We start from the raw sequence: 14,163 nt of genomic DNA on the forward strand, positions 1-14,163 counted from the left end.
CGATCATCAACGATCATGCTTGTTTAGCCCAACAACTCGCGCAACACCTGGGTAAACGCCCGGCTGCTGTCTTCTTCCCCGGCATGATGGCCGTCGCGGATCACCCATTGACCGTTGACCAGCACGTCCCGAACCTGGCGATCGCCACCGGCGAATAGCCAGCGATTGAGAATTGCGTCGCCATTGGCCGTGGCCAGGTATGGGTCATTGCCGTCGAGCACCAGCCAGTCGGCACGCTTGCCGACTTCCAGGGCGCCGATCGGCTGCCCCAGGGCTTGCGCCCCACCGTCCAGTGCGGCGTCGTAGAGCGTGCGGCCGACCATCGGTTGATCGCCGCGATACAAGCGGTTGCGTCGTTGATCGCGCAGACGCTGGCCATATTCCAGCCAGCGCAGTTCTTCCACCACGCTCAGCGATACATGGCTGTCGGAGCCGATGCCCATCCGTCCGCCTTGAGCGAGGAAGTCCACCGCCGGGAAAATCCCGTCGCCGAGGTTGGCTTCAGTGGTCAGGCACAGGCCGGCGATGGCCTTGCTGTTGGCCATCAGCGAGACTTCTTGCGGATTGGCGTGAGTCGCGTGAACCAGGCACCAGCGTTGATCGACCTCGGTATTTTCGTACAGCCATTGCAGCGGACGACGACCGCTCCAGCTCAGGCAGTCCTCGACTTCTTTTTGTTGCTCGGCAATGTGAATATGCACCGGACACTGTTTATCACTGGCCGCCAGCACGTCACTGATTTGCTGCGGTGTTACCGCGCGCAACGAGTGGAAACACAACCCCAATTGCTGAGCCGGTTGCCGTACCAGCAGCGGTTGCAGGCGTGCCTGCAAATTCAGATAGTTTTCGGTGCTGTTGATAAAGCGCCGCTGGCCTTCATTGGGCGCCTGGCCACCGAAGCCTGCGTGGCTGTAGAGCACCGGCAGCAGGGTCAGGCCGATGCCGGCAGCGCTGGCTGCCTGGCTGATCTGCAACGACAGTTCGGCCGGGTCGGCATAGGGCTGACCAGTGGTGTCGTGATGCACATAATGGAATTCGGCGACCGAGGTGTAGCCGGCCTTGAGCATTTCGATATAGAGCTGACGGGCGATGATCCCGAGTTGCTCCGGACTGATTTTTCCGACGAGGCGATACATCAAGTCGCGCCAGGTCCAGAAACTGTCGTTCGGATTGCCGGCAACTTCCGCCAGCCCGGCCATCGCCCGCTGGAATGCGTGGGAGTGCAGATTGGGCATGCCCGGCAGCAGCGGACCGCTTAATCGCTCGGCACCATCTGCACTGGCATCGGCCTGGATGTGGGTCAGCAAGCCATCGGCGCTGACCTCAAAACGTACATTATTGGCCCATCCACTAGGCAGTAGCGCGCGTTCGGCAAAGAAGGCGGACATGGTTCAGCACCCCATCGTGTGTTATTTGTATATACATATACAGACGTTTGCCTGCTCGGTAAACTCCGGCAAGCTATCCACCTTTATCAACGACCAAGGATTCCCCGTGCCGACTCCGCCTGCCGTTTCCCCGCTGGCTGCCCATATGGGCGACAGTCCGGCGCCCTTGTACGCCCGCGTCAAACAGATGATCACTCAGCAAATCGAGAGTGGAAACTGGCCGCCGCACTATCGCGTTCCGTCGGAAAGCGAGTTGGTCAACCAGCTGGGTTTCAGCCGCATGACCATCAATCGCGCCTTGCGCGAGATGACGGCTGACGGTCTGCTGGTGCGTATGCAGGGTGTCGGGACTTTTGTCGCCGAGCCCAAAAGCCAGTCGGCCCTGTTCGAAGTGCATAACATCGCCGATGAAATCGCCTCCCGTGGCCATCGCCATACCTGCAAGGTGATTACCCTTGGCGAAGAGTCCGCCGGCTCCGAGCGTGCCGTCGCGCTGGATATGCGCGAAGGGCAGAAGGTCTTCCATTCGCTGATCGTGCATTTCGAGAACGATATTCCGGTGCAAATCGAAGACCGTTTCGTCAATGCAGCGGTGGCACCGGACTACCTCAAACAAGACTTCACCTTGCAAACGCCCTACGCCTATCTGAACCAGGTCGCACCGCTGACCGAAGGCGAACACGTGGTCGAAGCGATTCTGGCCGAGCCGGAAGAATGCAAGCTGCTGCAGATCGACCGCGGCGAGCCGTGCCTGCTGATTCGTCGCCGCACCTGGTCCGGCCGTCAGCCAGTGACCGCCGCGCGCTTGATCCACCCCGGTTCCCGTCATCGTCTGGAAGGACGGTTTCATAAATAAAAAGACACAAATAAAAAGACACAAATAAAGAGACATAAATGAGTCAGTTGAACGTTTTGCGCGCGGCCAACTATCCGCGCATGCCGTGGAAAAACGGCGGCGGCAGCACTGAAGAGATCACCCGCGATGCAGGCACTGGCCTGGATGGGTTTGGCTGGCGGCTGTCGATTGCCGATATTGGTGAGTCGGGTGGGTTCTCTACCTTCGCCGGTTATCAGCGGGTTATCACTGTGCTGCAAGGTCCGGGAATGACCTTGCGGGTCGACGGGCAGGATACGCGGTCACTGTTACCGCTGGATCCGTTTGCCTTCAGCGGCGAGAGCCAGGTTTTCTGCGCTTTGCTCGGCGGACCGATTCGTGACTTCAATCTGATCTATGCACCGGAACGCTTCAGCGCGCGGTTGCAATGGCTTGAGGGTGAACAGCGGTTTTTCAGCTCGGCGAATACGGTGCTGATTTTCAGTGTGGCTGAGCAGACCCGGGTCGAGTTGGGTAACCGCGCGCCTGAAGTGCTCGGGCGACATGATTGCCTGCAGTTCAGCGGTAACAGTGAATTGCTTGAGATTGCTGTCACCGGTCAGTGCTGTGTGATTGAGCTGACAGTGGTCTGATCCAAAACCGCAGCGCTTTCTTCGCGGGCAAGCCCGCTCCCACAGGTTATTTGTCGATCACAAAAAAATAGATTGACTCGGACTCCGTGGGAGCGGGCTTGCCCGCGAATGTTTCACCTGGTTCAACCTGTTTCCCATCGCGCACCAACATCTCTCAAATTGTTACCGAACGCCCCAGCGTGGCGCAAAACCAGGTTTCGGTAACAGCTGTTTCTCTTCCGAGAAATCTCTCGAAAAAAATCATCTTGTCTCAGAACCCTTGATCCAAACGGCTTTCAGCTCCTTTCAAAACTTTCTTGAGCGCTCAATCAGCGAGTTGGCCGCTTGATTGCATATGCTTGTATGTACAAGTAAAGACGTATGCGTATGAGTCACGAAGACTCGACCATCGTCCACTGATTCGCCGGTGTGCACAGTGTGCGCATTGGCTTGCTCGCCCACTGCCTGGGTTGGTTTTGGATTGATTGCTGAGGAGTTCTTTTCGTGACTGAGAATAAACCTACGACCCCTGTTTCTTTTACTAAGCGTCGTGACGTTGAAATCCGCGCCGCCCGCGGCAACAAGCTGACCGCCAAAAGCTGGCTGACAGAAGCGCCGCTGCGGATGCTGATGAACAACCTCGACCCGGAAGTCGCCGAGAACCCTAAAGAACTGGTGGTTTACGGTGGTATTGGTCGTGCGGCACGTAACTGGGAATGCTACGACAAGATCGTCGAGAGCCTGACCAACCTGAATGACGACGAGACCCTGCTGGTGCAATCCGGCAAGCCGGTCGGCGTGTTCAAGACTCACACCAACGCTCCTCGCGTACTGATCGCCAACTCCAACCTGGTTCCACACTGGGCGAGCTGGGAGCACTTCAACGAGCTGGACGCCAAAGGCCTGGCCATGTACGGCCAGATGACCGCCGGCAGCTGGATCTACATCGGCAGCCAGGGCATCGTCCAGGGCACTTACGAAACCTTCGTCGAAGCCGGTCGCCAGCACTATAACGATGACCTGAAAGGTCGTTGGGTTCTGACCGCAGGCCTCGGCGGCATGGGCGGCGCTCAGCCCCTGGCCGCGACCCTGGCCGGCGCTTGCTCGCTGAACATCGAATGCCAACAGGTCAGTATCGATTTCCGTTTGAACAGCCGCTATGTCGATGAGCAAGCCACCGACCTCGACGACGCTCTGGCGCGTATCGCCAAATACACCAAGGAAGGCAAAGCGATTTCCATCGCCCTGCTGGGCAACGCGGCTGAAATCCTTCCAGAACTGGTCAAGCGCGGCGTGCGCCCGGACATGGTCACCGACCAGACCAGCGCCCACGACCCACTAAACGGTTACCTGCCGGCTGGCTGGACCTGGGACGAATACCGCGCTCGCGCCAAGACCGAGCCCGCCGCTGTGGTCAAAGCCGCCAAGCAATCCATGGCCGTGCACGTTAAAGCGATGCTCGACTTCCAGAAAATGGGTATTCCGACCTTCGACTACGGCAACAACATCCGTCAGATGGCTCAGGAAGAAGGCGTAGAAAACGCGTTCGATTTCCCAGGCTTCGTACCGGCGTATATCCGTCCGCTGTTCTGCCGTGGCATTGGCCCGTTCCGTTGGGCTGCGCTGTCGGGCGATCCGCAAGATATCTACAAAACCGACGCCAAGGTCAAGGAATTGATCCCGGACGACGCGCACCTGCACAACTGGCTGGACATGGCGCGCGAGCGTATTGCCTTCCAGGGTCTGCCAGCGCGTATCTGCTGGGTCGGTCTGGGCCTGCGCGCCAAGCTTGGTCTGGCGTTCAACGAGATGGTTCGCAGCGGTGAGTTGTCGGCGCCGATCGTGATCGGTCGCGACCACCTGGACTCCGGTTCCGTGGCCAGCCCGAACCGCGAAACCGAATCCATGCAGGACGGTTCCGATGCCGTGTCCGACTGGCCACTGCTCAACGCCTTGCTCAACACCGCCAGCGGCGCGACCTGGGTTTCCCTGCACCACGGCGGCGGTGTCGGCATGGGCTTCTCCCAGCACTCCGGGATGGTGATTGTCTGCGACGGTACTGACGAAGCAGCCGAGCGTATCGCTCGTGTGCTGCACAACGACCCGGCCACCGGTGTCATGCGTCACGCCGATGCCGGTTATCAGATCGCTATCGACTGCGCCAACGAGCAAGGTCTGAATCTGCCGATGATCACTGGCTGATAACGCAAAACCTCGGGGGGCGAGCAAATCCTGTGGGAGCTGGCTTGCCAGCGAAGAATACGACGCGGTGTATCAGGTCGGACGCCTTCGCGGGCAAGCCCGCTCCCACACAAGCCAGGCTCCTACAGGGATCGAGTACGCAGTGCCCGACCGCCTCATCCTGCCGATCGAGCAGGGCGCGGTCATCGAACAAAAGCTAAGTGGGGCAGGCCGCGCTGCTGCGGTCTAGACCTTGATTGGACGTGGACAGGGCTGGATGCCTTTTGACTGCCGTAATCCATTTCATGTTTAGGAGCGTCACACAATGAAAATGAATAAGACCCTGCTGACCACTATGCTTTCCTTGGGTGTACTCGCCAGTGCCGGTGCCACTCAGGCAGCAGGTTGGTGCGAATCCGGCAAACCGGTGAAGTTTGCCGGTCTGAACTGGGAAAGCGCCATGCTGCTGACTGACGTGCTGCAAGTCGTGCTGGAAAAAGGTTACGACTGCAAAACCGACAGTCTGCCGGGTAACTCCATCACCATGGAAAACGCCCTGAGCAGCAATGACATACAGGTTTTCGCCGAGGAGTGGGTAGGCCGCAGCGAAGTCTGGAACAAGGCTGAGAAGGCCGGCAAGGTCGTCGGTGTCGGCGCGCCAGTGGTGGGTGCTATCGAAGGCTGGTACGTGCCGCGCTACGTGATTGAAGGCGACGCCAAGCGCAAACTGGAAGCCAAGGCTCCAGGCCTGAAAAACATTACTGATCTGGCCAAGTATTCCGCCGTGTTCAAAGACCCGGAAGAGCCAGGCAAAGGCCGTTTCTACAACTGCCCGGCCGGCTGGACCTGTGAACTGGACAACAGCAATATGCTTAAAAGCTACGGTCTGGAAAGCAGCTACACCAACTTCCGTCCAGGCACTGGCCCGGCGCTGGATGCGGCTGTTCTTTCCAGCTACAAGCGCGGCGAGCCGATCCTGTTTTACTACTGGTCGCCAACGCCGCTGATGGGCCAGGTGGATCTGGTGAAACTGGAAGAGAAACCGGGCGTGGACAAGAGCGTGACCATCAAGGTCGGCCTGTCCAAGACGTTCCACGAACAAGCACCGGAACTGGTCGCAGTGCTGGAGAAGGTCAACCTGCCTATCGACCTGCTCAACCAGAACCTGGGGCGCATGGCCAAGGAGCGTATCGAATCGCCGAAGCTGGCGAAGATCTTCCTCAAGGAACATCCTGAAGTCTGGCACGCGTGGGTGAGTGACGACGCAGCCAGGAAAATCGACGCGGCTTTGTAGGTTGAACCTTCCCGGTTGGCCGTTAGGTCAGCCGGGAGTTTCACCTCAACCACTTGATCGAGAGCCCCTTTATGTTTCCCGAAAATTTCACATTCTCCATCGCCGACTGGGTCAACAGTTGGGTCGATTCGCTGGTCACCAACTACGGTGACGTGTTCCGGCAAATCTCTGACACCCTGCTGTGGGCCATCGTCAACCTCGAAGGCCTGCTGCGTGCGGCGCCTTGGTGGCTGATGCTGGCAATCGTCGCCGGGATTGCCTGGCACGCCACCCGTAAAGTGGTGACCACTGCGGTGATCGTCGGCTTGTTGTTCCTGGTGGGCGCGGTTGGCCTCTGGGACAAGCTTATGCAGACATTGGCGCTGATGATGGTGGCGACGGTGATTTCGGTACTGATCGGCATTCCGCTGGGCATTCTGTCGGCGCGCAGCAATCGCCTGCGTTCGTTCCTGATGCCGCTGCTGGACATCATGCAGACCATGCCGAGCTTCGTGTACCTGATTCCGGTGCTGATGCTGTTCGGTCTGGGCAAGGTCCCGGCGATTTTCGCCACGGTGATCTACGCCGCACCGCCGCTGATTCGTCTGACGGATCTGGGTATTCGTCAGGTTGACAACGAAGTGATGGAAGCCATCAACGCTTTCGGCGCCAACCGCATGCAGCAACTGTTTGGCGTGCAACTGCCACTGGCCCTGCCGAGCATCATGGCCGGGATCAACCAGACCACCATGATGGCCCTGTCGATGGTGGTGATTGCCTCGATGATCGGTGCCCGTGGCCTGGGTGAAGATGTCCTGGTAGGTATCCAGACCCTCAACGTCGGTCGCGGCCTGGAAGCCGGTCTGGCGATCGTGATTCTCGCAGTGGTCATCGACCGCATTACTCAGGCCTACGGTCGGCCACGGCATGAGGTGAACAAATGAGTAACGCAGCCATCAGCAAAATCGAAGTCAAAAACGTCTTCAAGATTTTCGGCGCCCGTTCCAAGGACGCGCTGGAGATGATTCGCCAGAACAAGAGCAAGGATCAGGTACTGGCCGAGACCGGCTGCGTGGTCGGCGTGAATGATCTGTCGCTGTCCATCGGCACCGGCGAGATCTTCGTGATCATGGGTTTGTCCGGTTCTGGTAAGTCGACCCTGGTTCGCCACTTCAACCGCCTGATCGATCCGACCAGCGGTGCGATCCTGGTGGACGGCGTGGACATCCTGCAATACGACATGGAAGCCCTGCGCGAATTCCGTCGGCACAAGATCAGCATGGTGTTCCAGAGCTTCGGCCTGTTGCCCCACAAGAGTGTGCAGGACAACGTTGCCTACGGCCTGAAGGTCCGTGGCGAGACCAAGGAAGTGTGCGCCGAACGCGCGCTGCACTGGATCAATACCGTGGGCCTCAAGGGCTACGAAAACAAATACCCGCATCAGCTGTCGGGTGGCATGCGTCAGCGCGTCGGCCTGGCCCGCGCACTGGCGGCGGACACCGACATCATCCTGATGGACGAAGCCTTCAGCGCCCTCGACCCGCTGATCCGCGCCGAGATGCAGGACCAGTTGCTCGAGCTGCAAAAGACGCTGCACAAGACCATCGTGTTCATTACTCACGACCTCGACGAAGCCGTGCGCATCGGCAATCGCATTGCGATTCTCAAGGACGGTCGGTTGATTCAGGTCGGTACGCCACGGGAGATCCTGCACTCGCCGGCGGATGAGTATGTCGACCGCTTTGTGCAGCGGCGGGCGGCGGTGGTTTAAGAGATTTGTGGTGGCTGTGCCGGCCCCTTCGCGGGCAAGCCCGCTCCCACAGGTTCAGCGCTGTCCCTTGTGGGAGCGGGCTTGCCCGCGAAAGCGTCGGTGAAGCTGCATCAGTATTCAGAATGTATGGTTGAGGTTAATGATGTCCCAGGCTGAAAAAATCGTTATCGCCGACGCCCCGTTGCGTTGGCAGGATGTGGTTGCCGTAGCTCGTCATGGCGCACAGCTTGAGCTGTCGGCGCAAACATGGGCGCGCATAGACAATGCCCAGGCCATCGTCCAGCGCATCGTCGTCAGTGGCGAGCGCGCGTATGGCGTCAATACCGGTCTGGGTGCGCTGTGCAATGTCTCGCTGCAAGGCGAGCAACTGAGCCAACTGTCGCGCAATACCTTGCTCAGTCACGCTTGTGGCGTCGGTGCACCGCTGACCGACGAGCAGACGCGGTCGATCATGTGCGCGGCGATCATCAATTACAGCCACGGTAAATCCGGCCTGCATCGGCAGGTGGTTGAAGCGCTGCTGGCTTTGCTCAACCGTGGCATCACGCCGCAAGTGCCGTCCCAGGGTTCGGTCGGCTACCTGACGCACATGGCGCATATCGGCATCTGTCTGCTGGGTGTCGGCCAGGTCAGCTATCGCGAGCAGATCGTCTCGGCGCAGCAAGCCTTGGCTGAAGAAGGTCTGACGCCGGTGCAACTCGGCGCGAAAGACGGACTGTGCCTGGTCAACGGCACTCCGTGCATGACCGGTCTGAGCTGTCTGGCCCTGGCTGACGCGACACGACTGGTCCAGTGGGCCGACGTGATCGGCGCCATGAGCTTCGAAGCCCAGCGCGGTCAGATCGACGCGTTCGACGCTGAAATCATCGCCCTCAAGCCGCATCCGGGCATGCAGCAGGTTGGCATTAACCTGCGCAGCCTGCTCGACGGCAGTGAAGTGATCGCCAGTAGCAAAGGTATTCGTACCCAGGACGCACTGAGCATTCGTTCGATCCCGCAAGTGCATGGCGCGGCTCGCGATCAACTGGACCACTCCACCCGGCAGATCGAAACCGAACTCAACTCCACCACCGACAACCCACTGCTGTTGGGCACACCGGACAACTATCGGGTGATGTCCCAGGCTAACCCGCACGGCCAGTCGGTGGCTTTGGCTGCGGACTTGTTGGCGATTGCCATGGCGGAAATCGGCTCGATTGCCGAGCGTCGTCTGGATCGTCTGATCAACCCGCACGTCAGCGGCTTGCCGGCATTTCTGGTGAGCAATCCCGGGGTTAACTCGGGGATGATGATCGTCCAGTACGTCGCCGCCTCGCTGTGCGCGCAAAACCGTCAGTTGGCGCAACCGGCGGTGCTCGACAACTACGTCACCTCGGGCCTGCAGGAAGACCACCTGAGCATGGGCACCAATGCCGCACTGAAGTTGCATCAGGCGCTGGAAAACTGCACGCAGATCCTCGCCATCGAATACTTGCTGGCGGCCCAGGCCTTCGAATTTCTCAAGGATCAGCGCTTCGGCGCGGGCACTGACGCCGCATGGAGACTACTGCGCGAACGCGTTCCTGCCTATGACCAGGACCGCTGGCTGGCGCCGGATATCGCCAGCGCCGCAAGTGTTTTGAAAGACCCGAAATTGCTGCAAACCGCTTTACCGAATCTGCACTGATTCCAACAAAAGCCAGCGTGCCAAGGCGCTACCCCGATAAAATGCGGGTAGCGACGGACAACGGAATCATCCGGAGCGTCTGGATAGTTAATATAAACTCTCAAAAGGAGCATAAATGTGACTGCGCTTAACCTTATTCCTGGCCAACTGACCCTTGCCCAACTGCGTACCGTCTACCAGCAGCCAGTAACCATCAGCCTCGACGACAGCGCCTCGGCACAGATCGAAGCCAGCGTTGCCTGCGTGGAACAGATCCTCGCTGAAAATCGTACTGCTTACGGCATCAATACCGGCTTCGGTCTGCTGGCCTCGACCCGCATCGCCAGCGAGGACCTGGAAAATCTCCAGCGTTCCCTGGTGCTGTCCCACGCTGCCGGTGTTGGCGAGCCAATCAGTGACGCGCTGGTGCGACTGGTGATGGTGCTCAAGGTCAACAGCCTGAGCCGTGGTTTTTCCGGGATCCGTCGTCAGGTGATCGATGCGCTGATCGCACTGATCAACGCCGAGGTTTACCCGCATATTCCGCTCAAGGGTTCGGTCGGTGCTTCCGGCGATCTGGCACCACTGGCGCACATGTCGCTGGTGCTGCTGGGCGAAGGCAAGGCCCGCTACAAAGGTGAATGGCTGGACGCTGTGAGCGCCTTGAAGCAAGCCGGTCTGGAGCCGCTGACACTGGCGGCCAAAGAAGGTCTGGCGCTGCTCAACGGTACTCAGGTTTCCACCGCCTACGCGCTGCGTGGCCTGTTCGAAGGCGAAGACCTGTTCGCTGGCGCTCTGGCTCTTGGCGGTATGACCGTTGAAGCGGTACTGGGCTCGCGCTCGCCGTTCGACGCTCGTATTCACGCTGCTCGTGGTCAAAAAGGCCAGATCGACGCGGCTGCCGCTTATCGCGACCTGCTGGGTGAGCGCAGCGAAGTCTCCGATTCCCACGAGAACTGCGAGAAGGTTCAGGACCCGTACTCCCTGCGCTGCCAGCCGCAAGTCATGGGTGCCTGCCTGACCCAGTTCCGTCAGGCTGCCGAAGTGCTGAGCATCGAAGCCAACGCCGTGTCGGATAACCCGTTGGTGTTCGCTGCTGAAGGCGACGTGATTTCCGGCGGTAACTTCCACGCCGAACCAGTGGCCATGGCCGCGGACAACATGGCGCTGGCCATCGCTGAAATCGGCTCGCTGAGCGAACGCCGCATCTCGCTGATGATGGACAAGCACATGTCGCAATTGCCGCCATTCCTGGTGGCCAATGGCGGAGTCAACTCCGGCTTCATGATCGCTCAGGTGACTGCTGCGGCCCTGGCCAGCGAAAACAAGGCGCTGTCGCATCCGCATTCGGTCGACAGCCTGCCGACTTCCGCCAACCAGGAAGACCACGTCTCCATGGCGCCTGCCGCGGGTAAGCGTCTCTGGGAAATGGCCGAAAACACCCGTGGCGTTCTCGCTGTGGAATGGCTCGCCGCCTGCCAGGGCCTGGACCTGCGCGACGGTCTGAAGACTTCGAGCAAACTCGAAAAAGCCCGCGCCATCCTGCGCAGCAAAGTGCCGTTCTACGAGAAGGATCGCTTCTTCGCTCCGGACATCAACGCAGCGAGCGAGTTGTTGGCGAGCCGTTGCTTGAACGAACTGGTATTGGCGAAGTTGCTGCCTAGCCTTTGATGCACTGATCGTTCCCACGCTCTGCGTGGGAATGCAGCCCGTGACGCTCCGCGTCACATTCAAAGCGGACGCAGAGCGTCCATTGAGGCATTCCCACGCAGGAGCGTGGGAACGATCTTCTCCGATAAAAACAACTAAGGACGAGAAATGCAGCAGCAAGCAAAAGGCTTGAAACGCGGGCTATCGGCTCGACATATTCGCTTCATGGCGCTGGGGTCGGCGATCGGCACCGGGCTGTTTTACGGTTCTGCTTCGGCCATTCAAATGGCCGGTCCTGCGGTATTGCTGGCGTACCTGATTGGTGGCGCGGCGGTGTTCATGGTCATGCGTGCCCTTGGCGAAATGGCCGTGCACAATCCGGTCGCCGGTTCCTTCGGGCAGTACGCCAGCACCTACCTGGGACCGATGGCGGGTTTCATCCTCGGCTGGACCTACGCCTTCGAGATGATCATCGTCTGCCTGGCCGACGTCACCGCGTTCGGCATCTATATGGGCTTCTGGTTCCCGGAAGTCGCACGCTGGGTCTGGGTGCTGGGCATCGTGTTCCTGATCGGCGGGCTTAACCTGTGCAACGTTAAAGTCTTCGGTGAGATGGAGTTCTGGCTGTCGCTGCTGAAAGTCGCCGCCATCGTCGCGATGATCCTCGGCGGTTTCGGCATCATGCTGTTCGGGATCGGTTCGGCCAGCACTGAACAGGCCACCGGCCTGAGCAATCTCTGGGCCCATGGCGGCTTTATGCCTAACGGCATCGGTGGCTTGATCGCATCGTTGGCGGTGGTGATGTTCGCTTTCGGCGGTATCGAAATCATCGGTATCACTGCGGGTGAGGCCAAGGACCCACAGCGGGTGATTCCAAGGGCGATCAATGCGGTGCCACTACGGATTCTGCTGTTCTACGTGCTGACGCTGTTTGTACTGATGGCCATCTATCCGTGGCCGCAGATTGGCAGCCAGGGCAGCCCGTTCGTACAGATTTTCGACAACCTGGGCATCAGCTCGGCGGCGACCATCCTCAACATCGTGGTGATCTCGGCAGCAGTCTCGGCGATCAACAGCGACATCTTCGGTGCCGGACGCATGATGTACGGCCTGGCGCAGCAGGGTCAGGCGCCAAAAGGTTTTGCTCAACTGTCGAAACAAGGCGTGCCCTGGATGACCGTGGTGGTCATGGGCGCAGCTCTGTTGGGTGGCGTGGTGCTGAACTATCTGATCCCGGAAAACGTGTTCCTGGTGATTGCCTCGATTGCGACCTTCGCCACGGTCTGGGTCTGGTTGATGATTCTGATCACCCAGGTGGCCATGCGTCGTTCCATGACTCGCGAACAAGTCGCTCAGCTGCAATTCCCGGTTCCGTTCTGGCCTTATGCGCCGGCGGCGGCGATTGTGTTCATGCTGTTCGTCTTCGGCGTACTGGGTTACTTCCCGGATACCCAGGCAGCGCTGGTGGTGGGTGCGGTGTGGATCGTGCTGCTGGTGATCGCTTATAAACTGTGGGTCAAACCGGCGGCCGGACAGGTGGTCGAGGTCAACCGCGACCCTTCTTTGTCTCATCGATAACTTAACGGAGGCCTCGGATGAAAACTCTCTGGCAACACTGCCACGTCGCAAGCATGGCGCAGGGCAACTACTCGATCATCGAGGATGCCGCCATCGTGACGTCAGGAGCGCACATAGAGTGGATCGGCCCGCGCAGTGAGCTGCCGGCTGGCGAATACCCTGAGGTGCACGACCTCGCTGGAGCCTGGGTCACCCCCGGGCTGATCGACTGCCATACCCACACGGTGTTCGGCGGCAATCGCAGCGGCGAGTTCGAGCAGCGTTTGCAGGGCGTGAGTTATGCCGAAATCGCCGCCGCCGGTGGTGGCATTGCCAGCACCGTGCGCGCGACTCGGGCCGCCAGCGAAGATGAGTTGTTCGCCAGTGCGCATAAGCGCTTGAAAAGCTTGCTGCGCGACGGCGTCACCAGTGTCGAGATCAAGTCCGGCTACGGCCTCGACCTGGCCAACGAGCGCAAAATGCTGCGGGTCGCTCGCCGTCTTGGCGCTGAACTCCCGGTCAGTGTGCGCAGCACCTGCCTGGCTGCTCATGCCCTACCGCCGGAATATGCGGATCGCGCTGACGACTACATCGAGCACATCTGCAGCGAAATGCTCCCGGCGCTGGCCGCTGAAGGGCTGGTGGATGCGGTGGATGCGTTTTGCGAGTACCTGGCGTTTTCGCCGGCGCAGGTCGAGCGGGTGTTCATCGCCGCGCAGAACCTCGGTTTGCCGGTGAAACTGCACGCCGAGCAGCTGTCATCCCTGCATGGATCGAGTCTGGCGGCGCGTTATCACGCGTTGTCGGCCGACCATCTGGAGTTCATGACCGAAGACGACGCCATCGCCATGGCCAAATCCGGCACCGTTGCGGTCTTGCTGCCGGGCGCTTTCTACTTTTTGCGCGAAACCCAGCTGCCACCGATGGAGGCTTTGCGCAAACACGGGGTGAAAATCGCCATCGCCAGCGACCTCAACCCAGGCACCTCGCCGGCGTTGTCGGTGCGGCTGATGCTGAACATGGCCTGCACCTGTTTCCGTATGACCCCGGAAGAGGCCTTGGCCGGCGCGACTATTCATGCAGCCACGGCGCTGGGCATGGACAAAACCCATGGTTCGCTGGAAGTCGGCAAGGTGGCGGATTTCGTCGCCTGGCAGATCGATCGTCCGGCGGATCTGGCGTATTGGCTGGGCGGCGACCTGGATAAACGCGTCGTGCGTCACGGCGTCGAAGTCACGATTTAGGAGAATGG

Annotated in this window: 11 protein-coding genes; 10 read left to right on the forward strand and 1 reads right to left on the reverse strand. The window is 59.8% G+C overall.

Going from position 1 to position 14,163, the window contains the following annotated elements; genetic code table 11:
- Positions 1–23 precede the first annotated feature (23 nt).
- Positions 24–1,388: a formimidoylglutamate deiminase gene (locus AC3I0A_RS01615; RefSeq protein ID WP_489375902.1), complete on the reverse strand. Its 1,365-nt coding sequence runs from the start codon at positions 1,386–1,388 to the stop codon at positions 24–26.
- Between the two features lie 145 nt (positions 1,389–1,533).
- Between AC3I0A_RS01615 and hutC the strand changes: the two genes are divergently transcribed.
- The 10 genes from hutC (at position 1,534) to hutI (ending at position 14,155) form a co-directional block, all read left to right on the forward strand.
- Positions 1,534–2,244 carry a histidine utilization transcriptional repressor HutC gene (hutC, locus tag AC3I0A_RS01620; protein ID WP_489378374.1) on the forward strand — a complete coding sequence of 237 codons (711 nt, stop codon included), beginning with the start codon at positions 1,534–1,536 and terminating at the stop codon, positions 2,242–2,244.
- A 38-nt stretch (positions 2,245–2,282) separates the two neighbouring features.
- The gene (locus tag AC3I0A_RS01625) at positions 2,283–2,855 is read left to right on the forward strand and encodes a HutD/Ves family protein (RefSeq protein ID WP_489375904.1); all 573 of its coding nucleotides are present in this window, start codon (positions 2,283–2,285) and stop codon (positions 2,853–2,855) included.
- Positions 2,856–3,338: 483 nt separating this feature from the next.
- Complete coding sequence (gene hutU, locus AC3I0A_RS01630; RefSeq protein WP_489375905.1) at positions 3,339–5,036, forward strand: urocanate hydratase; 1,698 nt, start codon at positions 3,339–3,341, stop codon at positions 5,034–5,036.
- A 304-nt stretch (positions 5,037–5,340) separates the two neighbouring features.
- Positions 5,341–6,309 carry an ABC transporter substrate-binding protein gene (locus AC3I0A_RS01635; protein ID WP_489375906.1) on the forward strand — a complete coding sequence of 323 codons (969 nt, stop codon included), beginning with the start codon at positions 5,341–5,343 and terminating at the stop codon, positions 6,307–6,309.
- Between the two features lie 71 nt (positions 6,310–6,380).
- Positions 6,381–7,232, forward strand: a complete 852-nt coding sequence (locus AC3I0A_RS01640) for an ABC transporter permease (RefSeq protein WP_489375907.1) — start codon at positions 6,381–6,383, stop codon at positions 7,230–7,232.
- Positions 7,229–8,059 carry a quaternary amine ABC transporter ATP-binding protein gene (locus AC3I0A_RS01645; RefSeq protein WP_489375908.1) on the forward strand — a complete coding sequence of 277 codons (831 nt, stop codon included), beginning with the start codon at positions 7,229–7,231 and terminating at the stop codon, positions 8,057–8,059. The genes AC3I0A_RS01640 and AC3I0A_RS01645 overlap by 4 nt, the downstream gene beginning before the upstream one ends.
- 142 nt (positions 8,060–8,201) lie before the next feature.
- Positions 8,202–9,725, forward strand: a complete 1,524-nt coding sequence (gene hutH, locus AC3I0A_RS01650) for a histidine ammonia-lyase (protein WP_489375909.1) — start codon at positions 8,202–8,204, stop codon at positions 9,723–9,725.
- A gap of 117 nt (positions 9,726–9,842) precedes the next feature.
- The gene (gene hutH / locus AC3I0A_RS01655; protein ID WP_489375910.1) at positions 9,843–11,375 is read left to right on the forward strand and encodes a histidine ammonia-lyase; all 1,533 of its coding nucleotides are present in this window, start codon (positions 9,843–9,845) and stop codon (positions 11,373–11,375) included.
- 147 nt (positions 11,376–11,522) lie between these two features.
- The gene (locus AC3I0A_RS01660) at positions 11,523–12,932 is read left to right on the forward strand and encodes an amino acid permease (protein ID WP_489375912.1); all 1,410 of its coding nucleotides are present in this window, start codon (positions 11,523–11,525) and stop codon (positions 12,930–12,932) included.
- 17 nt (positions 12,933–12,949) lie between these two features.
- Positions 12,950–14,155: an imidazolonepropionase gene (gene hutI, locus AC3I0A_RS01665; protein ID WP_489375913.1), complete on the forward strand. Its 1,206-nt coding sequence runs from the start codon at positions 12,950–12,952 to the stop codon at positions 14,153–14,155.
- Positions 14,156–14,163 lie beyond the last annotated feature (8 nt).

It is taken from the genome of Pseudomonas sp. KH_024_B2 (assembly GCF_057839965.1).

What these genes read in the sequence shown, in the direction of transcription:
- AC3I0A_RS01615 (WP_489375902.1), bottom strand. Translation starts at nt 1,388, where the DNA reads ATGTCCGCCTTCTTTGCCGAACGCGCGCTACTGCCTAGTGGATGGGCC.
- hutC (WP_489378374.1), top strand. Translation starts at nt 1,534, where the DNA reads ATGGGCGACAGTCCGGCGCCCTTGTACGCCCGCGTCAAACAGATGATC.
- AC3I0A_RS01625 (WP_489375904.1), top strand. Translation starts at nt 2,283, where the DNA reads ATGAGTCAGTTGAACGTTTTGCGCGCGGCCAACTATCCGCGCATGCCG.
- AC3I0A_RS01635 (WP_489375906.1), top strand. Translation starts at nt 5,341, where the DNA reads ATGAAAATGAATAAGACCCTGCTGACCACTATGCTTTCCTTGGGTGTA.
- AC3I0A_RS01640 (WP_489375907.1), top strand. Translation starts at nt 6,381, where the DNA reads ATGTTTCCCGAAAATTTCACATTCTCCATCGCCGACTGGGTCAACAGT.
- AC3I0A_RS01645 (WP_489375908.1), top strand. Translation starts at nt 7,229, where the DNA reads ATGAGTAACGCAGCCATCAGCAAAATCGAAGTCAAAAACGTCTTCAAG.
- hutH (WP_489375909.1), top strand. Translation starts at nt 8,202, where the DNA reads ATGTCCCAGGCTGAAAAAATCGTTATCGCCGACGCCCCGTTGCGTTGG.
- AC3I0A_RS01660 (WP_489375912.1), top strand. Translation starts at nt 11,523, where the DNA reads ATGCAGCAGCAAGCAAAAGGCTTGAAACGCGGGCTATCGGCTCGACAT.
- hutI (WP_489375913.1), top strand. Translation starts at nt 12,950, where the DNA reads ATGAAAACTCTCTGGCAACACTGCCACGTCGCAAGCATGGCGCAGGGC.